The organism is Streptomyces shaanxiensis (assembly GCF_039537145.1).
Taxonomy (GTDB): domain Bacteria; phylum Actinomycetota; class Actinomycetes; order Streptomycetales; family Streptomycetaceae; genus Streptomyces; species Streptomyces shaanxiensis.
Window position 1 is genome coordinate 587,940 of record NZ_BAAAZY010000012.1, and the last position, 23,460, is coordinate 611,399.

Consider the following 23,460-nt stretch of genomic DNA (forward strand, 5'->3'; position numbering starts at 1 on the left):
CGGTCAAGGACTTGTCGGGCGGGGTCAGCCGCCGCGGGGTCCGGGTCAGCCGCTGTAGGGCTCGGCCTTCAGGATCTTCACCGAGGCCTTCTTGCCGTTCGGCAGCTCGTACTCGGCGTCCTCGCCGACCTTGTGGCCGATGACGCCGGAGCCCAGCGGGGACTGCGGCGAGTAGGTCTCGATGTCGGCGCTCGCGTACTCGCGGGAGGCGAGCAGGAAGGTCATGGTGTCGTCCTCGTCACCGTCGAAGGCGATCGTCACGACCATGCCGGGCGCCACCGCACCGTCCGCCGATGCCGGCGCCTCGCCGACCTGGGCGTTCTCCAGGAGCTGGGTCAGCTGGCGCACACGGAGCTCCTGCTTGCCCTGCTCCTCCTTGGCCGCGTGGTACCCGCCGTTCTCGCGCAGGTCGCCCTCCTCGCGCGCGGCCGCGATCTTGGCTGCGATCTCCGTGCGCGCAGGACCAGACAGGTACTCCAGCTCGGCCTTGAGCTGGTTGTACGCCTCCTGGGTCAGCCAGGTGACGTTCTCGCTGGTCTGGGTCACAGGTGCTCCTCGTCGGTACTGGGAATACAAAGCATCGCCCTACCCAGAAGGATGTTCCTTCACGGATGGGCGAAACCACGAGCCTAACAATTCAATGGCCGAAGGGGGAGGACATAAGCCATCAGAATCACATCAACGCAGGTCAGGGCCTACGCATTCAGGACAGAACCGGTCGGCGTCGAGCAGCGTCGGGCGGTTTCGATCGACGGAGAAGCCGGAGTCAGTCGGCGTGGCAGCCGAGCAGTTCGGCCGTCGTCCCCTGGGACGTCGTACGGAGTGTGACGACCTTGTCGATCCGAGTCGCGTCGCCGTCGAAGCGGAAGTCGGCCCGGCCCACCTCGGCGCCGTTCTCCGCCTGGGAGCGCAGCGTGCAGTAGCCGGAGGCGCCGGCGTCCTTGCGGACCTCCAGATGGACCTTCACCGCGTCCTGCGTCGCGTCGAACTCGATCACCTCGGCGCTGATCTTGTTCTGGCCGACGTAGTGGTAGCCGAAGAAGCCGACCAGTGCCAGCAGCGCCACCCCGAGAACGGCGCCGACGACCTTGAGCGTGCGGTCGGAGCGCGCGTCCGAGGAACGGCCGTAGCGGCCCTCGGGCAGTCGCGTGCTCGCCGTACTCATGATCGTCCTCTCGGCCGGGGCGGGACGGATGTCCTAAAAGGAGGGCCTGCGGGCCGTACCACGGAATTATCCGCCCCCCGATTCGGTCACTATAGAAGCCGCCGATCGCACCGGTTCACACCGGGCGCCGACTTTTGAGGATTGAGTCTTGACTGACCAGTTGCGACTGATGGCCGTCCACGCCCACCCCGACGACGAGTCGAGCAAGGGCGCGGCCACCATGGCGAAGTACGTGTCCGAGGGGGTGGACGTGCTGGTCGTGACCTGCACGGGCGGGGAGCGCGGCTCCATCCTCAATCCGAAGCTTCAGGGCGACAAGTACATCGAGGAGCACATCCACGAGGTACGCAAGAAAGAGATGGACGAGGCTCGCGAGATCCTCGGTGTGAAGCAGGAGTGGCTCGGCTTCGTCGACTCCGGCCTGCCCGAGGGCGACCCGCTGCCGCCGCTGCCGGAGGGCTGCTTCGCCCTGGAGGACGTCGACAAGGCGGCCGGCGAGCTGGTGAAGCAGATCCGTTCGTTCCGCCCCCAGGTGATCACCACCTACGACGAGAACGGCGGCTACCCGCACCCCGACCACATCATGACCCACAAGATCTCGATGGTGGCCTTCGAGGGCGCGACGGACACCGAGAAGTACCCGGAGCCGGAGTACGGCCCCGCGTACCAGCCGCAGAAGCTCTACTACAACCAGGGCTTCAACCGCCCCCGCACCCAGGCGCTGCACGACGCCATGCTGGAGCGCGGCCTGGAGTCGCCGTACGGGGACTGGCTCAAGCGCTGGGACGAGTTCGAGCGCGGCGAGCGCACGATCACCACGCACGTCCCGTGCGGCGACTTCTATGAGATTCGCGACAAGGCCCTGATCGCCCACGCCACCCAGATCGACCCCGACGGCGGCTGGTTCCGTGTGCCGCTGGAGCTCCAGAGGGAGGTCTGGCCGACGGAGGAGTACGAGCTCGCGAAGTCCCTCGTCGATACCTCCCTCCCCGAGGACGACCTCTTTGCGGGCATCCGCGACAATGCCTGACATGAGCGCAAGCGCAAGCCTGGCAATGACACAGCTCGTCACCCTCGCGAAGGAGGTGGACAAGGACAAGGTCACCCCCGGCGTCCTCGGTTTCATCGTCTTCGCGGTGATGGCGGTGGCGGTGTGGGGCCTGATGAAGTCCATGAACCGCCACATGAGCAAGGTCGACTTCAAGGAGGCTCCGGACCCGAAGGCGGAGGCCTCCGGCGAGAGCGCCGGAGCGACCGGCACCGCCAGGCCGTAGCGAGGCCGAGGACGGCCACGGGGGCGAGGACGACCGAGGGCCCGGCCGGGTGGGGACCGGTGCCGGACCGGCCGTGTCACTGCCGGGCCGCCACCGGCACCCCCATGACCTCCCGCGCGTGGCGGTTCGGCACCATGCCGAGCCGCCAGGCCTGCCAGCCGGCCTCCAGGCTCACGCCGCGTTCGAGCAGGAGCTGGTACGCCTCCACGTAGTCGACCAGCTTTCCGTCCCGCAGCGCATGCCCGTCGCGTCCCAGCTGCGCCAGTTCCTCCTGCGCCACCGCCGTCCCGATCTCGACACCCCCCGGTGCCGCGTACGGCAGCAGGGTGCAGCGCAGGAACCGTGCCCAGTCCTCGCCTCTGCGGTCGCCGTACGACGTGAAGAGCCCCACCGCGTCCTCGCACAGCGTCAGCGCCTGCTGGGTTCGGGTGTTCCCGGCGTCCACCACGGCCAGCTCCAGGCATGTCCATGCCTCGCCGTGCGCGACGCCGATGCGCTGGAAGTCGGCGCGGGCGTCCATCAGCAGCTGGCGGGCGAACCCGGAGTTCTTCAACGAGCCCGTTTGGGCCGCCCGCTGGTCGCGGGTCACGCGGGCCGAGTGGTGCCGGGCGCAGGCGAGACCGTACACGTCGCGCATGCGGGAGAACATCGTGCGGGAACGTTCCAGCTCGCGGACCGCCAGGTCCAGGTTGCCCGTCTCCTCCAGGGCCTGGCCCAGGTAGTAGACGGACCAGGCCTCGCCGCGCGCGTCCTCGTTGTCGCGGTGCCGGGACGCAGCCTGGCGCAGTCCGTCCACCGCCGGGGACGGGTCACCGGCGACCAGGCGGGCACGGGAGAGCTGGGTCATCGCCCAGGCCTCGCCGCGGGCGTCACGCGTACGGCCGTACAACTCCAGGGCCGTGCGCAACTCGGCTTCCGCGCTCGGTACGTCGCCCATGCGCAGGCTCAGTTGCCCCAGCTGGAAGTGGGCCCAGGCCTCGCCGTGGATCGACTCGCCGGCGCGGTGCAGGGACAGGGATTCGGTCAGGAGGCCGAGCGACTCGGAGATCCGGCCCTGGTCCCGTTCCACGGCCGCCAGCGCGTGCATCGTCCAGGCGCGGTCCGTCGCCAGCGCGGGGGCCGACTGCAGGTCCAGCGCCTCGCGGAGCTTCGTCGCCGCCTCGGTGAGGTTGCCCTGGTGGTGCAGGGTGATGCCGAGGGAGCACAGGGCCCGGGCCGCGCCCGCGTCGTGGTGGGCCTCCATGTAGAGGTCGACGACCGACGTCAGGGTCGTGCGGGCCTTGTCCAGCTCGCCGAGCTGACGGGCCGCGATGCCGGTGCGCCACTGCACCGAGCGGACCAGCAGTCCCTGGTCCACCTCCTGCGCCAGCTCGCTGATCTCGCCGAGGCGGTAGAGGTCGCCCCGCAGGAGGCAGTAGTCGCACAGGGCGCCGAGCAGGTTCAGGACCGCCGCCTGGTTCACGTCCTCCGCGTGCCGGAGCGCAGCCGTGATGAAGCTCGACTCGTCGTCCAGCCAGCGCAGCGCGTCGTCCAGCGAGGTGAAACCGTGCGGGCTGAAGCGGTCCGAGCGGGTCGACATGTTGCCGTCGACCAGGCGCAGCACGGAGTCCGCCAGCTCCGCGTAGTTCACGATCAGCCGCTCCTGCGCCGCCGTACGCTCCACCGGCTCCTCCTCGTCGAGGAGGCGGGCCTGGGCGAAGGCGCGGACCAGGTCGTGCAGGCGGTAGCGGCTGCCGCGCACATGGTCGATCAGACCCGACCGGGACAGGGCCACCAGGTGGCGGGTCGCCTCCGCCTCGTCCGTGGCCAGCAGCGACGCCGCCGCGGCGGCGCCCAGCGAGGCCCGGCCCGCCAGAGCCAGCCTGCGCAGCAGGCGCCGCGCGACCTCCGACTGGTCCGTGTAACGCAGCCACAGCACCCGTTCGATCGGCTCCACCGGGCCGTACGCGCCCAGATCCGTCGCCAGCGTGCGCGGTGAACGCGGGCCCAGCGACGAACCCGCGATGCGCAGCGCCAGCGGCAGCCCGCCGCACAACTCCCGTATCCGGTCGGTGGATTCGGCGTCGTAGGGCCCCGAGGAATCCTGCGCCGCCGCCGTCAGCAGCTCCTCCGCGCCCGCCGCGTCCAGCGAATCCACCGGCAGCTGGTGCACCCAGGCGGCGAGGTCCGCGGGCAGGTCGAGGGGCTCGCGGGCGGTGACCAGGACCAGGCTGTCGGAGCGCTCGGGGATCAGGGTGCGGACCTGCTCCGGGTCCGAGGCGTCGTCCAGTACGACCGTGACCGGGAGGCCGGTGAGGTGCTGGTGGTAGAGCTCGCTCAGCCGCTTGACCTGCTGGTCGGCCGACGAGCGCTCGCGGAACAGGAGCTGCTCGCGCGGGGCGCCCAAACGGTTCAGCAGATGCAGCAGCGCGTCTCTCGTCGACAGCGGCGGCTCCTCCGACGTGTCGCCGCGCAGGTCCACCACGCACGCGCCGCGGAACTGGTCCTTCAGGTCGTGGGCGGCGCGGACCGCCAATGCCGTACGACCGCTGCCGGGCGCCCCGTGCAGGACGACGACCGTCGGCTTCGTCTCCGTACTCGCGCGTGCCGCCTGCACCCACTGCCGGATGCGGGCCATCTCCTGCCTACGGCCCGCGAACGAGCCCTCCGGCTCCGGGAGCTGACCGAACGACTGCTCCAGCACGCTCCGGCCGCGGGCCGCCGCGCTCTTGTCCGCGCCCTTCAGCCGCGGCCCCGTCTTCTTCGGGCCGGTGGACGCGCTCAGTACCCGCTGCTGGTCGAGGAACGGGCGGATGCCCCGTACCTCCAGCGCCGTCAGCCACTGCAGCCGCAGCTGTTCCGGTCCGCCCGGCTGGCCGACGGCGCCCGCGCGGTGGTGCGCGGCGGGCAGATGGGTGCCGGCCACCTTCGCGACCGTCGCCGCCGCGCCGACGACGCCCACGGTCACGCCCGCGCCGACCGCGGTGCTCGTGCCCGTGCCGAGCGCCAGGTCGGAGACGACGGCCGTGATCGCCGCGACACCCGCCACCATCAGCGGCGTACGGCCGCCCTCCCGCGCGAACCGCTGCCCGAACGTCAGCCGGCCGGCCTCCGCCTCGTCCAGCGCGCGCGTATACGCCTCGTACTCCTCGGCCGCCGTCTGCGCCATGGAGTCCAGCGCCCCGCGCGCCCGCGACAACAGCACCTGGCCGTCGACGCTCCCGCCCGAGCGCCGCACCTCCTCCTCCACGGCCCGGGCCAACAGCCGCTCGGCATCGGCCCGATGGCTGTCCCGCATGTGGCCTCCCCCCGGCCTTCAAGGCCAGGATTCCAGGCGGCTTTGCCGCTCGGTGGTTCCTGCTTCATCACCCACTGCCCCGGCTTGCGGGGTCTTACGCGGGCTCCACAGGCGTTTTACCTCTCCGCAAGCCCTGCGGCGAGGAGTCTGCGCCCTTCGGCGCGAAGGTTGTACTCGGCGTTCTGATCCCGGTCGCGCACGGCCCCGCGGTCGCAGACCCACGGGCGGGTGCGGAGCTGATCGCGGGACGGACGGATCCTGTGGTCGTAGCGCAGCTTCACCGCTGCAGGCGTGGGTGCGGACGCGTGACGGCGGGGTACTGCGGCAGGATGGACACCATGCCGAACCGACTGGCGCACGAGACGTCCCCGTACCTCCTTCAGCACGCCGACAACCCGGTCGACTGGTGGCCCTGGTCCGCGGAGGCCTTCGAGGCAGCCCGGAAGCGTAACGTCCCCGTGCTGCTCAGCGTCGGCTATTCGAGCTGTCACTGGTGCCACGTCATGGCACACGAGTCCTTCGAGGACCAGGAGACCGCCGACTACCTCAACGCCCACTTCGTCAGCGTCAAGGTCGACCGCGAGGAACGCCCCGACGTGGACGCCGTCTACATGGAGGCCGTTCAGGCGGCCACCGGCCAGGGCGGCTGGCCCATGACCGTGTTCCTCACCCCGGACGCCGAGCCCTTCTACTTCGGCACCTACTTCCCACCCACCCCCCGCTCCGGCATGCCGGCCTTCCGGCAGGTCCTGGAGGGCGTGCGCAGCGCCTGGACCGACCGGCGGGACGAGGTCGCCGACGTCGCGGGGAAGATCGTGCGGGACCTCGCCGGGCGGGAGATCTCCTACGGCGGCACGGAGGCCCCCGGCGAGCAGGAGCTGGCCCAGGCGCTGCTCGGGCTCACCCGGGAGTACGACGAGCAGCGGGGCGGGTTCGCGGGGGCGCCCAAGTTCCCGCCGTCCATGGTGATCGAGTTCCTGCTGCGCCACCATGCGCGGACCGGCGCCGAGGGCGCGCTGCAGATGGCCCAGGACACCTGTGAGCGCATGGCCCGCGGCGGTATCTACGACCAGCTCGGCGGCGGCTTCGCGCGCTACTCCGTCGACCGTGACTGGGTCGTGCCGCACTTCGAGAAGATGCTGTACGACAACGCCCTGCTGTGCCGCGCCTACGCCCATCTCTGGCGCGCCACCGGCTCCGAGCTCGCTCGCCGCGTGGCCCTGGAGACCGCGGACTTCATGGTGCGCGAACTGCGCACCGACGAGGGCGGGTTCGCCTCCGCGCTCGACGCCGACAGCGACGACGGGACCGGCAAGCACGTCGAGGGCGCCTACTACGTGTGGACCCCGCAGCAGCTGTGTGACGTCCTCGGCGACGACGACGCCGAGCTCGCCGCCCGGTACTTCGGTGTGACGGAGGAGGGCACCTTCGAGTACGGCTCCTCCGTCCTCCAGTTGCCGCAGCAGGACGGGCTGTTCGACGCCGAGAAGATCACCTCGATCCGCGAGCGCCTCCTCCGGCAGCGCGGCACGCGCCCCGCCCCCGGCCGTGACGACAAGATCGTCGCCGCCTGGAACGGCCTCGCCGTCGCCGCCCTCGCCGAGACCGGCGCCTACTTCGACCGCCCCGACCTCGTGGACGCCGCCCTCGGCGCCGCCGACCTCCTCGTCCGGCTGCACCTCGACGACCACGCCCGCCTCGCCCGCACCAGCAAGGACGGCAAGGTCGGCGCGAACGCGGGCGTGCTGGAGGACTACGCCGACGTCGCCGAGGGCTTCCTCGCGCTGGCCTCGGTCACCGGCGAGGGCGTCTGGCTGGACTTCGCCGGGTTCCTGCTCGACCACGTCCTCGCCCGCTTCACCGACGAGGAGTCCGGCGCCCTCTACGACACCGCGGCCGACGCCGAGCAGCTGATCCGCCGGCCGCAGGACCCCACCGACAACGCCGCCCCCTCCGGCTGGACCGCGGCGGCCGGCGCCCTGCTGAGCTACGCCGCCCTGACCGGTGCCGAGCCTCATCGCATCGCCGCCGAGCGGGCGTTGGGCGTCGTGAAGGCCCTCGGTCCACGCGTCCCCCGCTTCATCGGCTGGGGTCTTGCCGTCGCCGAGGCCAACCTCGACGGGCCCCGCGAGGTCGCGATCGTCGGACCGAGCCTCGACGACCGGGCGACAAAGACCTTGCACCGGACGGCACTTCTGGCCACCGCCCCGGGCGCAGTCGTGGCCGTGGGTACTCCGGAGAGTGACGAGTTTCCGCTGCTCGCCGACCGGCCGTTGCAGCAGGGTGAACCCGCCGCCTATGTCTGCCGTAACTTCACCTGCGATGCCCCGACCACCGATCCGAGCCGGTTGAAAGCCGCGCTGAGCAGCTGAAACGGCGGCGGGCGTGGGGCACTTACGCAGGCTGTGTTCGATTTGTTCACTCTCGGGGATCGTTGTGATGAAACGCGCTCTTCACTGAAACGGCCTGCGGACTTCACAGATCACCCTTAATGTCTACACAGTTCCGCGACAGATGTGGCTCACTGTCGCAACAGGGGGCATTGGGGATCTGGGGGGATCTGTTGCTGACGTCTGTCTTCATAGCCGTCGTCTCGCTGGCCTTGTTCTGGATGGCGGCTTTCACCTTGTGGTGGCAGATGCACGCGTGGCGTACGCCCGAGGTGCTCGCCTCCACCCGGTTCAGCAGACCGGACGGCGGCGAGCACGTGTCGTTCTCGCTGCTGTTGCCGGCCCGGCACGAACAGGCCGTGCTGGACCACACCATCCAGCGACTGCTGGAGTCCACACACACCGACTTCGAGATCATCGTCATCGTCGGACACGACGACCCGGAGACCACGGAGGTGGCCGAGAGGGCCGCGGCGCGTGACCCGCGCGTCCGCGTCGTCGTCGACACCCACGAGAAGAAGAACAAGCCGAAGGCCATGAACACGGCGCTGCCGCACTGCCGCGGCGACGTCGTCGGGGTCTTCGACGCCGAGGACCAGGTCCACCCGGAGTTGCTCGCCCATGTCGACCACGCGTTCCGGACGACGAAGGCGGACGTGGTTCAGGGCGGGGTCCAGCTGATCAACTTCCACTCCAGCTGGTACAGCCTGCGCAACTGCCTGGAGTACTTCTTCTGGTTCCGCTCCCGGCTCCATCTGCACGCGCAGAAGGGGTTCATCCCGCTCGGCGGCAACACCGTCTTCGTGCGGACAGACGTGCTCAGGGAGGCCGACGGCTGGGACCCCAACTGCCTCGCCGAGGACTGCGACCTGGGCGTCCGTCTCTCCAGCGTCGGCAAGAAGGTCGTCGTCGCCTACGACTCCGACATGGTGACCAAGGAGGAGACGCCCGGCAGCCTGATGTCGCTGCTCAAGCAGCGCACCCGCTGGAACCAGGGCTTCCTGCAGGTCTACCGGAAGAAGGACTGGAAGCAACTGCCCACCTTCGGGCAGCGGTTGCTCGCCCGGTACACCCTCATGACGCCGTTCATGCAGGCCTTCACCGGGCTCATCATCCCGCTCAACATCGCGATCGCGGTGTTCCTCGACGTGTCCGTGACCGTCGCCTTCATCACCTTCCTGCCAGCCGTCACCGCGCTCGTCACCTTCGTCTTCGAGATCGTCGGACTGCACGACTTCGGCAAGCAGTACGGCCTTCGGGTGCGCTTCGTGCACTACGTGAAGCTCGTCGTGGGCGGCCCCTTCTACCAGGTGCTCCTCGCCGGGGCCGCCGTCCGCGCCGTATGGCGTGAGCAGCGCGGCCAGAACGACTGGGAGTTGACCAGCCACGTCGGCGCGCATCTCACCGATGCCGAAGCGACCCGTGACCTCCGAGAGGACGTCCCTGCGTGACCTCCACCCTTCCCGCGGTGACCACTCCGAAGGTCCCCGCGCAGAGACAACCTGTCCCTGAAACGCGTTCGACCGCTCGAACGGACCCGCCGAACCGTCTCCGCTCCTCCCGTTCCGACCTGCTCCTGTGCGGCGTACTCCTCGTCGCGATCCTCGTCGTGCAGGGCTGGAACATCGCCGACTACCCGACCCTCAGCGACGACGAGGGCACCTACCTCGCCCAGGCCTGGGCCGTCCAGGAGGGCCGGGGCCTCGCCCACTACACCTACTGGTACGACCACCCGCCGCTCGGCTGGATCCAGATAGCCCTGCTCACCTGGATACCGGCCGCGCTCAGCCCCGAGTCGATGACCGTCGGCTCGATGCGCGCCGCGATGCTCGTCATCAGCGCGGTCAGCGCGGTCCTGGTGTACGTGCTCGGGCGGCGGCTGTCCCTGCCGCGCTGGGCGGCCGGGCTCGGCATGGTCCTGTTCGGGCTGTCCCCGCTGTCGGTCGTGCTCCAGCGGGAGATCTTCCTCGACAACCTCGCGGTGATGTGGACGCTGCTCGCCTTCGCCCTCGCCGCCTCGCCGAGCCGCCACCTCTGGCATCACTTCGGCGCCGGGATGGCGGCCGCCACGGCCGTGCTGACCAAGGAGACGATGCTCTTCGTCCTCCCGGCGGTCTTCGTCACCATGTGGCGGCACAGCCACCGCGACACCCGGAAGTTCGCCCTCACCGGCGCCGTCACCGCCTGCGCGCTGATCGGACTGGCCTACCCCCTGTTCGCCCTGCTGAAGGGCGAGATGTTCCCGGGCGACGGGCACGTCTCGCTGTGGGACGGCATCAAGTACCAGATGACCAGGCCGGGTTCGGGCTTCATCCTCGACCAGGGCTCCGGCTCGCACGGTGTGCTCCAGTCCTGGCTCTACTACGACCGGGTCCTCATCGTCGGCGGTCTCGCGGGCGCGCTGCTGCTCCTGTTCACCTGGCGCTGGTCGGTCACCGCCCGCGCCCTGGCCGGACCGTCGTTCGCGGTGGCGATCCTCGCCCTGGTGGCCATGCGCCCCAGCGGCTACCTGCCCGCCATGTACGTCATCCAGGCGCTGCCGTTCCTCGCCCTGGTCCTCGCCGGAGGAACCGCCTCCGTCGCCCACGCCGTCCTGCGGCGGTGGCGGTCCGAGGCCGAGCACCGGTACCTCACCGGCGGGCGGTACGCCCTCGCGGCCGTCCTCGCCATCGCCGCCGGCGCGTACGTCGTCCCCCGCTGGTACGACGGCGACCGCACCGCCGTCACCGCCGACGCCAACGCGCCCTACCAGGCAGCCTCGAAGTGGCTGTCCACCGAGGTGGCGGACCCGAAGGACACCCGCGTCCTCGTCGACGACGCGCTGTGGCTGGACCTGGTGCACGCCGGGTACAAGCCGGGGCTCGGCGTCATCTGGTTCTACAAGGCCGACCTCGACCCGGCCGTGACGAAGACGATGCCGCGCGGCTGGAAGGACCTCGACTACGTGGTCGCCTCGCCGACGGTACGGCGCGACGCGGTCGAGCTGCCCAACGTGAAGGCGGCCATCGAGCACTCGACGCCGGTCGCCGTGTTCGGCAGCGGCGAGGACCGCATCGAGATCCGCCAGATCCAGACAGCCTCCGGAGGCGTTCGATGACCCACGAGTACACCGCCCCCGGGGAGCTGGGCGATCCGTCCGTAGAGGCCGTCGAGGTGCCCGAGCCGGGCGCCGTCACCATCGTCGTACCGACCTTCAACGAGTCGGCGAACGTGCGGCAGTTGCTGCATCAGATCACCGAGTCGGTGCCGTCCCGGCTGCCCTGCGAGGTCGTCTTCGTGGACGACTCCACCGACGACACCCCGCAGGTCATCAGGGAGGCCGCGCAGGACTGCCCCTTCCCCGTCACCGTCATCCACCGCGACGAACCCGTCGGCGGGCTCGGCGGCGCGGTCGTCGAGGGGATGAAGGCGGCCGGCTCGGACTGGATCGTCGTCATGGACGGCGACTGCCAGCACCCGCCGTCCCTCGTGCCGGACCTGGTCGCCACCGGCGAGCGCGCGAACGCCGGGCTCGTCGTCGCCTCCCGCTACGTCAAGGGCGGCAGCCGGGCCGGTCTCGCGGGCAGCTACCGGGTGGCCGTCTCACGTGGCGCGACCTGGCTGACCAAGTCCCTCTTCCCGCGCAGGCTGCACGGCATCAGCGACCCGATGAGCGGCTTCTTCGCCATCCGCCGCAGCGACATCACGGCGGAGGCGCTCAAGCCGCTCGGCTACAAGATCCTGCTGGAGCTGGCCGTGCGCAGCCGCCCGCGCACGGTCACCGAGGTGCCGTTCGTGTTCCAGGAGCGGTTCGCGGGGGAGTCCAAGTCCACGGCGGCGGAGGGGCGCCGTTTCCTACGGCACCTCGCCGGGCTGCGTACGGCCGACCCGCTGGCCCGCATGGTGGTGTTCGGGCTGATCGGGCTCACCGGCTTCGTGCCGAACCTGGCCGCGCTGTGGGCGATGACCCAGGCAGGGCTGCACTACCTCCCCGCCGAGATCGTCGCCAACCAGTTCGGCGTGGCCTGGAACTTCCTGCTGATCGAGAAGCTGCTGTTCCGCGACCGCCGCCGGCACCGCCACTGGGCCGACCGCACCATCCGGTTCGCGCTGCTCGCCAACGCCGACCTGGTGCTGCGCATCCCGCTGATCGCGCTGCTCGTCGGGCAGTTCGGGCTGGCCGTGCTGCCCGCCACGGCACTGGCCCTGGTCGTCACCTTCGTCCTGCGCTTCGCCGGTACCGAAGCGCTGGTCTATCTGCCGCGCCGGGGCCGGAAGGGGACCGGGCGCGGGAGCCGCACAGCAAGGAGTACTGCATGAGATCGAGCCGCATGAGAGCCGGACGGAGAACGGCCCTGCTGGCCGTGCTGGGCCTCACCGGGGGCCTCCTCCTCACCGCGCCCCAGCCCGCCTCCGCCGCCAACCTCATCAAGAACCCCGGCTTCGAGACCGCCGGCACCGACGACATGCCCTACTGCTGGAAGAAGTCCGGCTGGGGCGACAACGACTTCACCTTCGAGACGGTGGCCGACGCCCACTCGGGCGGCAAGGCCATGAAGGTCACGCTCACCCGCCGCGTCGACGGCGACCGCAAGGCGCTCATCACCGAGTCCGCCGAGTGCGCGCCCGTCGTCACGCCGGGCAAGCAGTACGACCTGGGGCTCTGGTACAAGTCGACCACCCCCGACACCTCGGTCACCCTCTTCCGGCACGACCCCACGGCGGGCTGGCAGTACTGGACCGACCTGAAGACGCTGGAGATGGCGGGCGGTTGGACCGAGGCGACGGTCCGCACACCCGAGGTGCCCGCCGGCACCGACCGGATCGCCTGGGGCGTCTCCGTCTACGGCACCGGCTCCGTCACCACCGACGACTACACGATGGACCAGGTCGCCGACCCCGTCCCCGACCCGGTGTGCACGGGCACCGCGGAGGAGTGCGCGAACGGCCGCTGGGACGTCCTGCCGACCAAGAATCCGGTCCGCTCCATGCACTCCGTCGTGCTCCACAACGGCAAGGTGCTGCTGATCGCGGGCTCCGGCAACGACCCCGAGAAGTTCGCGGCGGGCACGTTCACCAGCGCGGTCTACGACCCGCAGAACGGCACGTACAAGCAGATCCCCACGCCCAAGGACATGTTCTGCGCGGGCCACGTCCAGCTCGACGACGGGCGTGTGCTCGTGATGAGCGGCAACAAGGGCTATCCGTCGGCGGACGGCACGATCGGCTACCAGGGCTACAAGGACTCGTACATCTTCGACCCGGTCACCGAGACCTACAGCAAGACCAACGACATGAACGACGGCCACTGGTACCCGTCGGCCACGATCCTCGGCAACGGTGACGTGATCTCCTTCGGCGGGCTGAAGGAGGACTCGACCGGCTCGGTCGCCGCCGAGCTGTGGTCCGACGCCGAGCAGAAGTGGCTCGAACTCTGGAAGGTCAACCAGACCTGGTCCTACTGGGGCCTGTACCCGTCGATGATCCTGATGCAGGACGGCCGCCTCTTCTACTCGGGCAGCCACACGTTCGGCAACAACATCCCCGGCACCGGATCGGCGATCTACGACTACAACGCCAACACGATCACCCAGGTCCCCGGACTGCAGAACAAGGACCAGCGCGACCAGTCCGCGAGCGTGCTGCTGCCCCCGGCCCAGGACCAGAAGGTCCTCACCATCGGCGGCGGCAACATCGACTCCAACCCGGACGCCAACCGCCTCACCGACGTCATCGACCTCAAGCAGCCCAACCCGTCCTACGTCGCCGGCCCGCCGATCCCGCAGGGCACCGTCGACCTCGGAGCCGGCAAGGTCCCGCAGACCGGCAACCAGGGCAAGATGTACGTCTCCGCCGTGCTGCTGCCCGACGGCAAGGTCCTGGAGACCGGCGGCGCGCTGCACAACCGGGCCGACCCGGTGTACGAGACGTCGCTCTACGACCCGGCGACCAACACCTTCGACCCGGTGGCCCCGGACCCGGAGGAGCGCGGCTACCACTCCTCGGCGTTCCTGCTGCCCGACGGCCGGGTGATGACGACCGGCGACAACCCGGGCAACGGCAGCTGGAACCACGACGTGTCGGTCTACACCCCGCCGTATCTGCTGAAGGGCCCGCGCCCGACGATCACTTCGGTCATCGACACCGAGTGGACGTACGGCGAAACCCAGCGCATCACCGTCGACCGGCCCATCGCCAAGGCCGAACTGATCCGCCCGGCGGCGGTGACGCATTCCTCGGACCCCAACCAGCGGTTCGTGGATCTGCCGCTGTCGGTGGACGGCAACAACATCGACCTGAACGTGACGAGCAACCCCAACCTGGCCCCGCCCGGCTGGTACATGCTCTTCGCGGTCGACGCGAACGGGGTGCCGTCGGTCGCCAAGTGGGTGCACCTCCAGGGCCCGCAGGCCCTGAGCGCGACGGACGCCTCCGCCCATGTCCACGACTTCGCCGACAACCTCCAGGGCAAGGTCACGGGCCCCGGCAAGAAGCGCACGTCGCAGAAGGTCGGCCCGACCGTCTCCGGCTGCGACCGGCACTACGGCTCCGCCAACGTCTGCGTCCCGACGGACTTCCCGCCGACCGTGAAGGCGACGACGAAGTCCCGCTGCGACTGGCTGAAGAAGAACGACTACGGCCGACTGAAGGTCAACGGCAAGGACGATCCGCTGCGGCTGGACCGGAACAGGGACTCAATCGCCTGCGGAAAGGGTGATGTGACCCGGCGTTAGCTCTCAGCTCCGTAGTCCGCGAGGGCGCGCTCCACGATGGCCACCAGCTGTTCGTGGTGCGCGCCCTTCCAGTACGCGCGCCCGCACTGGGTGCACTGCGCGAAGACGTCGTACGACCGCTGCGTCCCGCCCTCCAGCTGGTCGGCCACCTCGTCCTTGGTGGCCTCCTTGAGCAGGCCGTTGCAGGCGGTGCAGCGGGTCCACGGACGCAGCTCGGGGCGGAACCGGTCGAGGATGTCGCGGAGTTGGTCGTCGGGGCGGGTGCTGTAGACGAAGGCACCGGCCCACAGCTCGCGGCGCCGCAGCAGACCTCGGTCGCGGCTGAGCATGACCCGCTGCTCGGCGGCCGAGAGGGCGGCGAGCGCCGGGTCGCCGATGTCCGTCGACTCGTACGCCGTGTCCACGCCGAGCAGGCGCATGCGCCGGGCGAGGGTGCCGAGATGGACGTCGAGCAGGAAGCGCAGGGGAGCGCCGGGCACCCGCTGGGGGCGCCCGACGGGCCGTACGGCCACGGACTCGCCGCCCGCCGGGACGTGCGACACCGGCACCTCCCTGCCGTCCACGAGCAGGGTGCCGACCTCGGTCAGCGGGACGCCGAGGGACTCGACGACATGGCCGAGGGTCGAGACGCCGTCGGTACCGACCCGGGCGGCACCGTCCTGGCGCCGCCCGTTGGGGAGGAACAGGCGCAGCTCGGGGGCGAACTCGACGTGGATCTCGGGACCGTTCACCCGGTCAGGATGTCACGGTCCGGGGCTCACTCCTCAGGTGTTTTTCCCGGGGAGGCCGTGCTCGATGACGTCCAGGGCGCGGTCGAGGAGGGAGTGGAGGTCGTCCTTGAAGTCGTTCTCGGCCCAGTACAGGGAGATCTCCGCAAGGCCGCCGATGAGGGACATCGTGAAGACCCGCACCTCGAAGCTGTCCCTTGGCATGCCGGTGCGCTCGGCGATGGCCTCGCCGAGCATCCGGCCGGTGACCGACATGCTCTCCAGCATCCGGGAGCGCACCGCGGGGACCTGGACCAGCAGGTGCGAGCGCAGCCGGACGACCTCGGGTTCGTCCTCGGTCGCGGCCCCGATGGCCAGCCGCATGACGTACCGCAGGGAATCCATCCACGGCTCGTCCGCCGGCCGCTTGCGCAGCTCGTCCAGCAGGATCGGGTCGTACTCGTCCGTGAGGACGATGTCCTCCTTCGTCGGGAAGTAGCGGAAGACCGTGGACGGCGACACCTCGGCGCGTTCGGCGATCTGCTCGATCGTGGTGGCGTCGTAGCCCTGCTCCTTGATCAGGGCGTAGGTCGCGGTGCGGATCGCCGTCCGGGTCTTGATCTTCTTCCGCTCACGAAGTCCCAGCTGGGGACGGTCGGAGGGGGGAGAGGTCCGTGCGGGGGTCATGGGGGTCATTGTCGGGCATCGGCCCGCTCCGCAGCCATGTCCGGGGTCTCGGGACTCGGCGCACCGGGCGTGCCCGGCAGGAACGCGGCCGCGAGCAGCGCGGCGACCAGGGCCGCGATGCCGCACACCAGCAGGACGACGCCCATGCCGTGGACGTACGCGCTGTTCGCGGAGGCCGCCAGCTCGGCTGCCCTTCCCGCGCCCGCCCGCTCGGCGACGAGGTGCGCCGCGACCACGGACTCCCCGGCGGTGTCGGCGGCCCGCGCGGGCAGCCCGGTGACGTCGAGCCGGTCCCGGAAGGCGCTGGAGAGCAGGCTGCCGAGCAGCGCGATGCCGATCGCGCCGCCGACCTGACGCAGGGTCATCAGCAGGCCGGAGCCGCTGCCGGCGCGGTCGCGGGGCAGGGTGCCCAGGGCGTTGCTCATGGCCGGCATGAGCGAGAAACCGAAGCCGAGACCGGTCAGGGAGAGCCACAGCGCGGTGAAGCCGTAGCCCGAGTCGACCGTCGTACGGCTGCCGAGGAACGCGGCGAAGGCCAGCACCACCAGGCCCGCGCTCACCGTGGCCCGGGCACCGAACCGGGTGACGACCGGAGGGGCCGTCCGTGAGGCGACCAGGATGCCGCCCATCATCGGCAGCAGCCGGACGCCGGTGCCGAGGGCGTCGTGGCCGAGGACCGCCTGGAGGTACGGCGGCAGCACGAACAGCAGGCCGGACAGGACGAACATGACCAGGGTCGCGGCGACGGTGTTGAAGAGGAAGCCGCGGTGGGCGAGCAGGGTCATGTCGAGCATCGGCCGCTCGACGCGCCGCTCGCGCAGCACCAGCGCGGCGATCAGCAGGATGGCGGCGCCGAGCATGGCTACCACCAGGGAGTCGCCCCAGCCGCGGACGGGCGCCTCGATGATCGCGTAGATCAGCGCGCCGAGGCCGGTCGCGGTGAGCGCGGTGGAGACGGTGTCGACCTTCGGGGAGGCGGGGTCCTTCGTCTCCGGGAGCAGGAGGACGCAGGCGGCGATGCCGATCGCGGCCATCGGGACGTTGACCAGGAAGACCGAGCCCCACCAGAAGTGGTTCAGCAGCCAGCCGCCGATGATCGGGCCCAGCGGCAGTCCGAGCGCCGAGGCGGCGGAGACGATGCCGACGGCCTTGGTGCGCTCCTCGGGGCCGAAGAGCGAGGGCAGGACGGCGAGCCCGAGCGGGGTGACCAGCGCCGCTCCGACGCCCATCACCGCACGGGCGGCGATCACCGTGTTCACGTCGCCGGCCAGCGCGCCGACCAGCGAGCCGACGAGGAAGATCCCGAGCCCGGTGATCAGCATCAGCCGCCGCCCGAAGCGGTCGCCGAGCAGGCCCGCGGGGAGCATCAGGGCCGCGAAGACGACGACGTACGCGTCGGCCATCCACTGCTGCTGGCCGGTGCTCGCGCCGAGGTCGGCGGCCAGCGTCGGCAGGGCCACGTTGAGGATCGTCATGTCGAAGCCGAGGGTCAGCAAGCTCGCGACCAGGGCGCCGAGCGCCCACCAACGGCGCGGATCTGAAGTGACAGTTTCCATGAAATGAGAGTAGCTCTCAAAATCTAGTTACTGTCAATAGGGATCTGCTGTTGGCAGGCGGGATCTGCTGCGGGCACGCAAGAGGGCCACGGCTCGCAAGCCGTGGCCCTGATGGGGAAAGGGTGCTGTGCGGTACTACGCGTGCTGGTACGCCACCAGTGAGATCCCCACGTAGTGGGTGATGAACGCCGCCAGCGTGAAGGAGTGGAAGACCTCGTGGAAGCCGAACCAGCGCGGTGACGGGTTCGGGCGCTTGATGCCGTAGATCACGCCGCCCGCGCTGTAGAGGAGGCCGCCGACGATCACCAGGACCAGCACCGCGATGCCGCCGGTGCGCATGAAGTCCGGCAGGAAGAAGACGGCCGCCCAGCCCATCGCGATGTAGCAGGGGGTGTAGAGCCAGCGCGGGGCGCCGACCCAGAAGACGCGGAAGACGATGCCCGCCGCGGCGGCGGCCCAGATGCCCCACAGCAGCCACTGACCCTTGGCCCCCGGCAGGAGCAGCATCGTCAGCGGTGTGTAGGTGCCCGCGATGATCAGGAAGATGTTGGCGTGATCCAGTCGGCGCAGGAAGCCGTCCATGCGCGGACTCCAGTTGCCCCGGTGGTACAGCGCGCTCACGCCGAACAGCAGGCAGGCGGTGAGGGCGAAGATTCCGCAGGCGAGCCGGCCTCTGGGGGAGTCCGCGAGGGCGGTGAGCACCAGGCCCGCGATCAGTGCGGCCGGGAACATGCCGAGGTGCAGCCAGCCGCGGAGCTTGGGCTTGATCTCGTCCGTCAGCTGCTGGGCGTGGTGCGCGATCTGGTGAGGCAGGGAAGACGCGGCGGAACCGCGGCCGGCGGCCGCCGTGTCCGGTTGTGCGTCGGGGACGGGCGCAGTCATGCGGGGCATCGTACCTACGGAACCGTAAGTTACGTATCAGCGCGGCGAGATGAGAGCCCAGAAGTGGCCATCCTCTCATGGGGTACCCGGAACGGGCGCACCCGGGGTGAAGCCGTGGTGACGCATTGAAAACATCTCGATGAGTGGCGATGCTCACGCCGCTCACCTGTGACGCCCTCTGGACATATGGGCGGACGCGTCGGATGATCAAATGAGTGCGGTCGGCACCGGATGAGCGCGGAAGATCCAGACAGCAGTCAGTCCGCGAAGCATCCGGGTCGCGGCCCCCACGGGGCATACAAGGGCATATTCAGGACAAAATCCCTCACTTAGGAGCAACCGTGGCGCGCGACATCGCGGCTCCCCCCGTCGTCCCCACAAACCACCAGGAGCTGATCTCGTGGGTCAACGAGATCGCTGAACTGACGCAGCCGGACAGCGTGGTCTGGTGTGACGGATCCGAGGCCGAGTACGACCGGCTCAGCGAAGAGCTCGTCGCCAAGGGCACCTTCAAGAGGCTCGACCCGATCAAGCGCCCCAACTCCTACTACGCCGCCTCCGACTCGACCGACGTCGCCCGCGTCGAGGACCGGACCTTCATCTGCTCCGAGAAGGAGGAGGACGCCGGCCCGACGAACCACTGGATGGACCCCGCCGAGATGCGTGAGGTCTTCTCGGGTGAGAAGGGTGTCTTCCGCGGCTCGATGCGCGGCCGGACCATGTACGTCGTCCCGTTCTGCATGGGTCCGCTCGGCTCGAAGCTCTCCGCGATCGGCGTGGAGATCACCGACTCCGCCTACGTCGCCGTCTCCATGCGCACCATGACCCGCATGGGCCAGGCCGTCCTCGACGAGCTCGGTGAGGACGGCTTCTTCGTGAAGGCCGTGCACTCCGTCGGCGCCCCGCTGGAGGAAGGCCAGGAGGACGTCCCCTGGCCGTGCAACCAGACCAAGTACATCTCCCACTTCCCGGAGAGCCGCGAGATCTGGTCCTACGGCTCCGGCTACGGCGGCAACGCCCTGCTCGGCAAGAAGTGCTACGCCCTGCGCATCGCGTCGGTGATGGCGCGTGACGAGGGCTGGCTGGCCGAGCACATGCTGATCCTGAAACTGACCCCGCCGCAGGGCGAGTCCAAGTACGTTGCCGCCGCTTTCCCGAGCGCCTGCGGCAAGACCAACCTCGCCATGCTGGAGCCCACGATCTCCGGCTGGACGGTCGAGACGATCGGCGACGACATCGCCTGGATGCGCTTCGGCGAGGACGGCCGCCTGTACGCCATCAACCCCGAGGCCGGCTTCTTCGGCGTCGCGCCCGGCACCGGTGAGCACACCAACGCCAACGCGATGAAGACGCTGTGGGGCAACTCGGTCTTCACCAACGTGGCGCTCACCGACGACAACGACATCTGGTGGGAGGGCATGACGGAGGAGACTCCGGCCCACCTCACCGACTGGAAGGGCAACGACTGGACGCCGGCCTCCGAGGCGCCGGCCGCCCACCCCAACGCCCGCTTCACCGTTCCCGCCTCCCAGTGCCCGATCATCGCGCCCGAGTGGGAGGACCCCAAGGGTGTGCCGATCTCGGCGATCCTGTTCGGCGGCCGCCGCGCCACCGCCGTACCGCTGGTGACGGAGTCCTTCGACTGGAACCACGGCGTGTTCCTCGGCGCCAACGTGGCCTCCGAGAAGACCGCCGCCGCCGAGGGCAAGGTCGGCGAGCTGCGCCGCGACCCGTTCGCGATGCTGCCGTTCTGCGGCTACAACATGGGCGACTACATGGCCCACTGGGTCGAGGTCGCCAAGGACAAGGACCAGTCCAAGCTGCCGAAGATCTACTACGTCAACTGGTTCCGCAAGAACGACGAGGGCAAGTTCGTCTGGCCCGGCTTCGGCGAGAACAGCCGTGTCCTGAAGTGGATCGTCGAGCGCCTCGACGGCAAGGCCGAGGGCGTCGAGACCCCGATCGGCATCCTGCCGGCCAAGGGCGCTCTGGACACCAACGGCCTGGAACTGGCCGACTCCGACCTCGACTTCCTGCTCACCGTCGACAAGGAGGTCTGGCGCGAGGAGGCCGCGCTCGTCCCCGACCACCTCAACACCTTCGGCGACCACACGCCGAAGGAGCTGTGGGACGAGTACAACGCGCTGGTGCAGCGCCTGGGCTGAGCACAGCCCCCAAATACGCCGCGGCCGGCTCCGATCGTGCCCTGACCAGCAACATCGTCACGGCCGGCCGCGGTGACAGCACCACAGACCGGCGAAGTTCCGTACAACGGCGTGCGGGGCTCTGGGCCTGTCGTCGCACCCTCCCGTCCGCCCCGACGGGAGGAACGCGACGACAGGCCCTCGCCTGCATTTCGGTCGTTTGTGCGGTCGTGCCGCCTTGATCGCGGGATCTTCACCACTGTTACATGGTCTCCACAGGAGCGTCACTGACCCCAGTGAGCGCTCAATTCAGCCTGTGGGGGGCACAGTTGAATACTGCACACCGTCCCAGACGTCTCGCGGCCACGCTGCTCGCCGCCGCACTCGCCGGGACCGGACTGACCGTCGCCGTCGCACCCGCGGCGCACGCGGCGGCGTCCGACGCCGTGGCCAAGCTGCCGATCTCGTCGTACTCGGCGCTGGCCGTCGACAACGTCCACCAGCGCGTCTTCGTGGCGGACAGCAACGTCGGCTACTACCTCAACTCCGGCACCATCGCCGTCTACAACTTCGCCGGCGAGCGCCTCACCACGATCACCACCAACCAGGCCCATGTCTCCGGCCTGGCGGTCAGCGCCGACGGCAGCAAGCTCTACGCCGGGCTGCGCGACCGGATCGAGGCCATCGACACCACCACCTACGAGCGCACCGTCGTCGCCTACGCCAACACCGACTACTGCGGCCGCGAGGTCGCCCAGTCCGGCGGCCAGGTCTACTTCACGACTCCGTTCGCGTCCAACGTCTCCCAATGCGCCACCGCCGAGACCTACCTGGACGCGGTCATCGACGGAACACACACGCGCACCGGCTGGAACGACTACGGCGATCTCCTGCTGGAGGCCGGAGCCGGCGACCGGATGCTCATGGGCCAGCCGCTCAACGCGAAGGCCGCAAACCCCTTCCTCACCGTCTACGACACCAGCGGCCCCAGCCCCGTGCGCGACGCCGCGCGGCGCTTCGCCGACGCCGACGGCAAGGGCGCCCTGGACCTCAAGGACCTGGCGCTGTCCGCCGACGGCAGCAAGGTCGCCGTGGCCGACGCCACCGCCGGGACGCGGCTGCTGAACACCACCGACCTGTCCGACGCGGCCACCGGCTACCAGGCGCTGCCCGACGGCGCCACCGCCAGCTCGGTCGCCTTCAGTGGCGACGGCAAGTACATCGCGCGCGGCGCGGCGGCCACCGGCTCGACGCCGGACCTCCTGGTACAGCCCGCCGACCCGACGGACTCGACGGCCCCGCTGGAGTTCGTCTTCGAGGGCAGCCTCGACGGCGACAAGGTCGTACCCCGCGGCATGGAGTGGTCGGCGGACGGCTCCCGGCTGTTCGCGGTGACCACCAACGCGACCGGCGGCCAGTACTGGCTGCACATCATCCAGCCCCCGGCGGTGCAGTACGACGCCCGCTTCACCGGCGGCCTCACCCACAGCCCCGCCGCTGCCGCCGCGGGCGAACCGCTCGCCGTGCGCGGCAAGCTGGAGCAGGACGGCCCGGCGCCCGCCGAGCCCCTGAAGGTCAAGGCGACCCGCACCGACGCGAACGGCACCCACGAGCTGGGCACCTTCACCGTCAAGGCCGACGGCACGTTCACCGTCCTCGACGAGCCCGACCTCGTCGGCGACGCCACCTACACCGTCTCCTACCTCGGCGACCTGACCCACCGCCCCGCCGAGGACATCACGACCACGGTGTCCGTCGGCAAGGCCCCCACCTCGATCGCGCTCACCGCGCCCGAGGAGGGCTCCCTGAGCACGGGTGTCGAGATCACCGGCACGTTCACCGCACAGGGCAAGGCGCTGCCCGACCGGGCGGTCCTGAAGGTCACGCGGACCGACCGGCTCGGCACCGGCACCCTGTCGTCGGTGACGGTCGCCGCGGACGGCACCTTCACGATCAACGACCTGCCGCGCACCCGGGGCGACGCGGACTACACGGTCAGCTGGCCGGGCGACGACCTGCACAGCGCGTCGTCCGCGTCGGCGACGGTGTACGTCAGGCGGTAATGCCACCCGTCCCGCCCCGGTCCTCCAGATACCGGGTGTGGGACTCCTGGCGGCGGGCCTCCACCTCGCGCAGACCCGCCGCCAGCCGCTCGGCGTCCTTCTTCAACAGCCCGAGCTGCCGCTCCAGATGCAGCTCGGGCGACTCGGTGCCGGGCGTCATCCGCGTCCACCACCGCGTCCGTACGAAGCTGTCGACGGCCTCGGGAAGATCGCGCCGCACGATCCGGGAGAGCATGTGCACGCCCTCCGGATCGTGCGCGAGCAGCTCGGCCACCCAGCCCCGGTCGAGCAACGCGGTCAGCAGCTCGGTGAGTTCACGCAGCCGCGCGGCGGCCGTGACCGACAGCTCGACGTCCGTCAGATAGCCGCGCAGCTTCTCGAAGTCGCCCCGCAGCTCGTCCAGTTGGGCCGACGGATCCGGGAAGTCGGGCAGCGCGGGCCGCTCCGGCGGGGCGATCAGCGCGCCCGCGCCGTACAGTCCCGCGACCACGACGGGCCAGTACGGTCCCGCCACCCCCGTGAAGGTCAGCACCAGCCCGACCAGCCCGCACGCGCTCCCCGCGATGTTCTTGCGGGACTCCAGGTACGCCACTGCCTTGCTC

General features: G+C 70.1%; 17 protein-coding genes. 9 read left to right on the forward strand and 8 right to left on the reverse strand.

From position 1 onward, the window contains the following. Positions 1-45: 45 nt before the first annotated feature. Together greA and ABD932_RS25710 are read right to left on the reverse strand one after the other, a co-directional pair. Positions 46-546: a transcription elongation factor GreA gene (gene greA, locus ABD932_RS25705; protein ID WP_126394557.1), complete on the reverse strand. Its 501-nt coding sequence runs from the start codon at positions 544-546 to the stop codon at positions 46-48. A 220-nt stretch (positions 547-766) separates the two neighbouring features. Next, positions 767-1,165 carry a DUF4307 domain-containing protein gene (locus ABD932_RS25710; protein ID WP_345015873.1) on the reverse strand — a complete coding sequence of 133 codons (399 nt, stop codon included), beginning with the start codon at positions 1,163-1,165 and terminating at the stop codon, positions 767-769. 148 nt (positions 1,166-1,313) lie between these two features. Between ABD932_RS25710 and mca the strand changes: the two genes are divergently transcribed. Beyond that, positions 1,314-2,195: a mycothiol conjugate amidase Mca gene (mca, locus tag ABD932_RS25715; RefSeq protein WP_345015874.1), complete on the forward strand. Its 882-nt coding sequence runs from the start codon at positions 1,314-1,316 to the stop codon at positions 2,193-2,195. After that, positions 2,188-2,439, forward strand: a complete 252-nt coding sequence (locus ABD932_RS25720; protein ID WP_345015875.1) for a hypothetical protein — start codon at positions 2,188-2,190, stop codon at positions 2,437-2,439. The genes mca and ABD932_RS25720 overlap by 8 nt, the downstream gene beginning before the upstream one ends. A 76-nt stretch (positions 2,440-2,515) precedes the next feature. Here the strand turns inward: ABD932_RS25720 and ABD932_RS25725 are convergent, their stop codons facing one another. Next, positions 2,516-5,716: a tetratricopeptide repeat protein gene (locus tag ABD932_RS25725; protein ID WP_345015876.1), complete on the reverse strand. Its 3,201-nt coding sequence runs from the start codon at positions 5,714-5,716 to the stop codon at positions 2,516-2,518. Positions 5,717-6,054: 338 nt separating this feature from the next. Here ABD932_RS25725 and ABD932_RS25730 point away from each other — a divergent pair, with 338 nt between their 5' ends. From ABD932_RS25730 to ABD932_RS25750, 5 genes are all read left to right on the forward strand, one after another. After that, positions 6,055-8,088 carry a thioredoxin domain-containing protein gene (locus tag ABD932_RS25730; RefSeq protein ID WP_345015877.1) on the forward strand — a complete coding sequence of 678 codons (2,034 nt, stop codon included), beginning with the start codon at positions 6,055-6,057 and terminating at the stop codon, positions 8,086-8,088. A gap of 191 nt (positions 8,089-8,279) precedes the next feature. Further along, complete coding sequence (locus ABD932_RS25735; protein WP_345015878.1) at positions 8,280-9,557, forward strand: glycosyltransferase; 1,278 nt, start codon at positions 8,280-8,282, stop codon at positions 9,555-9,557. Continuing rightward, positions 9,554-11,203, forward strand: coding sequence for an ArnT family glycosyltransferase (locus ABD932_RS25740; RefSeq protein ID WP_345015879.1), 1,650 nt, complete (start codon positions 9,554-9,556; stop codon positions 11,201-11,203). The genes ABD932_RS25735 and ABD932_RS25740 overlap by 4 nt, the downstream gene beginning before the upstream one ends. Next, positions 11,200-12,405 carry a glycosyltransferase gene (locus tag ABD932_RS25745; RefSeq protein ID WP_345015880.1) on the forward strand — a complete coding sequence of 402 codons (1,206 nt, stop codon included), beginning with the start codon at positions 11,200-11,202 and terminating at the stop codon, positions 12,403-12,405. Before ABD932_RS25740 ends, ABD932_RS25745 begins: the two co-directional genes overlap by 4 nt. Before the next feature lie 11 nt (positions 12,406-12,416). After that, entirely contained in the window at positions 12,417-14,819 is a 2,403-nt protein-coding gene (locus ABD932_RS25750; RefSeq protein WP_345016414.1) for a galactose oxidase family protein, read from the forward strand. On the opposite strand, the gene ABD932_RS25755 is transcribed toward ABD932_RS25750, so the two are convergent. The 4 genes from ABD932_RS25755 to trhA all read right to left on the reverse strand — a co-directional run bounded on the left by ABD932_RS25755 (position 14,816) and on the right by trhA (position 18,651). Further along, the gene (locus ABD932_RS25755) at positions 14,816-15,550 is read right to left on the reverse strand and encodes a Mut7-C RNAse domain-containing protein (protein ID WP_345015881.1); all 735 of its coding nucleotides are present in this window, start codon (positions 15,548-15,550) and stop codon (positions 14,816-14,818) included. The genes ABD932_RS25750 and ABD932_RS25755 overlap by 4 nt on opposite strands. Positions 15,551-15,583: 33 nt before the next feature. Beyond that, complete coding sequence (locus tag ABD932_RS25760; protein WP_345015882.1) at positions 15,584-16,213, reverse strand: TetR/AcrR family transcriptional regulator; 630 nt, start codon at positions 16,211-16,213, stop codon at positions 15,584-15,586. A gap of 5 nt (positions 16,214-16,218) precedes the next feature. Beyond that, positions 16,219-17,769, reverse strand: coding sequence for a DHA2 family efflux MFS transporter permease subunit (locus tag ABD932_RS25765; RefSeq protein WP_345015883.1), 1,551 nt, complete (start codon positions 17,767-17,769; stop codon positions 16,219-16,221). A gap of 135 nt (positions 17,770-17,904) precedes the next feature. Further along, positions 17,905-18,651: a PAQR family membrane homeostasis protein TrhA gene (gene trhA, locus ABD932_RS25770; RefSeq protein WP_345015884.1), complete on the reverse strand. Its 747-nt coding sequence runs from the start codon at positions 18,649-18,651 to the stop codon at positions 17,905-17,907. Positions 18,652-18,992: 341 nt separating this feature from the next. On the opposite strand from trhA, the gene ABD932_RS25775 reads away from it, so the two are divergent. Together ABD932_RS25775 and ABD932_RS25780 are read left to right on the forward strand one after the other, a co-directional pair. Beyond that, a complete protein-coding gene (locus tag ABD932_RS25775; RefSeq protein WP_345015885.1) occupies positions 18,993-20,816 on the forward strand; it encodes a phosphoenolpyruvate carboxykinase (GTP) in 1,824 nt (607 codons plus the stop codon). Positions 20,817-21,124: 308 nt separating this feature from the next. After that, positions 21,125-22,858, forward strand: coding sequence for an Ig-like domain repeat protein (locus ABD932_RS25780; RefSeq protein ID WP_345015886.1), 1,734 nt, complete (start codon positions 21,125-21,127; stop codon positions 22,856-22,858). Here the strand turns inward: ABD932_RS25780 and ABD932_RS25785 are convergent. Continuing rightward, positions 22,848-23,450, reverse strand: coding sequence for a hypothetical protein (locus tag ABD932_RS25785; RefSeq protein ID WP_425587524.1), 603 nt, complete (start codon positions 23,448-23,450; stop codon positions 22,848-22,850). The two genes, ABD932_RS25780 and ABD932_RS25785, sit on opposite strands and share 11 nt — an antisense overlap. Positions 23,451-23,460: the final 10 nt, after the last annotated feature.

Bases quoted from the DNA above. Each gene is read 5' to 3' on its own strand.
- ABD932_RS25710 (WP_345015873.1), bottom strand. From the start codon at position 1,165: ATGAGTACGGCGAGCACGCGACTGCCCGAGGGCCGCTACGGCCGTTCC.
- ABD932_RS25720 (WP_345015875.1), top strand. From the start codon at position 2,188: ATGCCTGACATGAGCGCAAGCGCAAGCCTGGCAATGACACAGCTCGTC.
- ABD932_RS25725 (WP_345015876.1), bottom strand. From the start codon at position 5,716: ATGCGGGACAGCCATCGGGCCGATGCCGAGCGGCTGTTGGCCCGGGCC.
- ABD932_RS25730 (WP_345015877.1), top strand. From the start codon at position 6,055: ATGCCGAACCGACTGGCGCACGAGACGTCCCCGTACCTCCTTCAGCAC.
- ABD932_RS25745 (WP_345015880.1), top strand. From the start codon at position 11,200: ATGACCCACGAGTACACCGCCCCCGGGGAGCTGGGCGATCCGTCCGTA.
- ABD932_RS25750 (WP_345016414.1), top strand. From the start codon at position 12,417: ATGAGAGCCGGACGGAGAACGGCCCTGCTGGCCGTGCTGGGCCTCACC.
- ABD932_RS25760 (WP_345015882.1), bottom strand. From the start codon at position 16,213: ATGACCCCCGCACGGACCTCTCCCCCCTCCGACCGTCCCCAGCTGGGA.
- ABD932_RS25765 (WP_345015883.1), bottom strand. From the start codon at position 17,769: ATGGAAACTGTCACTTCAGATCCGCGCCGTTGGTGGGCGCTCGGCGCC.
- trhA (WP_345015884.1), bottom strand. From the start codon at position 18,651: ATGACTGCGCCCGTCCCCGACGCACAACCGGACACGGCGGCCGCCGGC.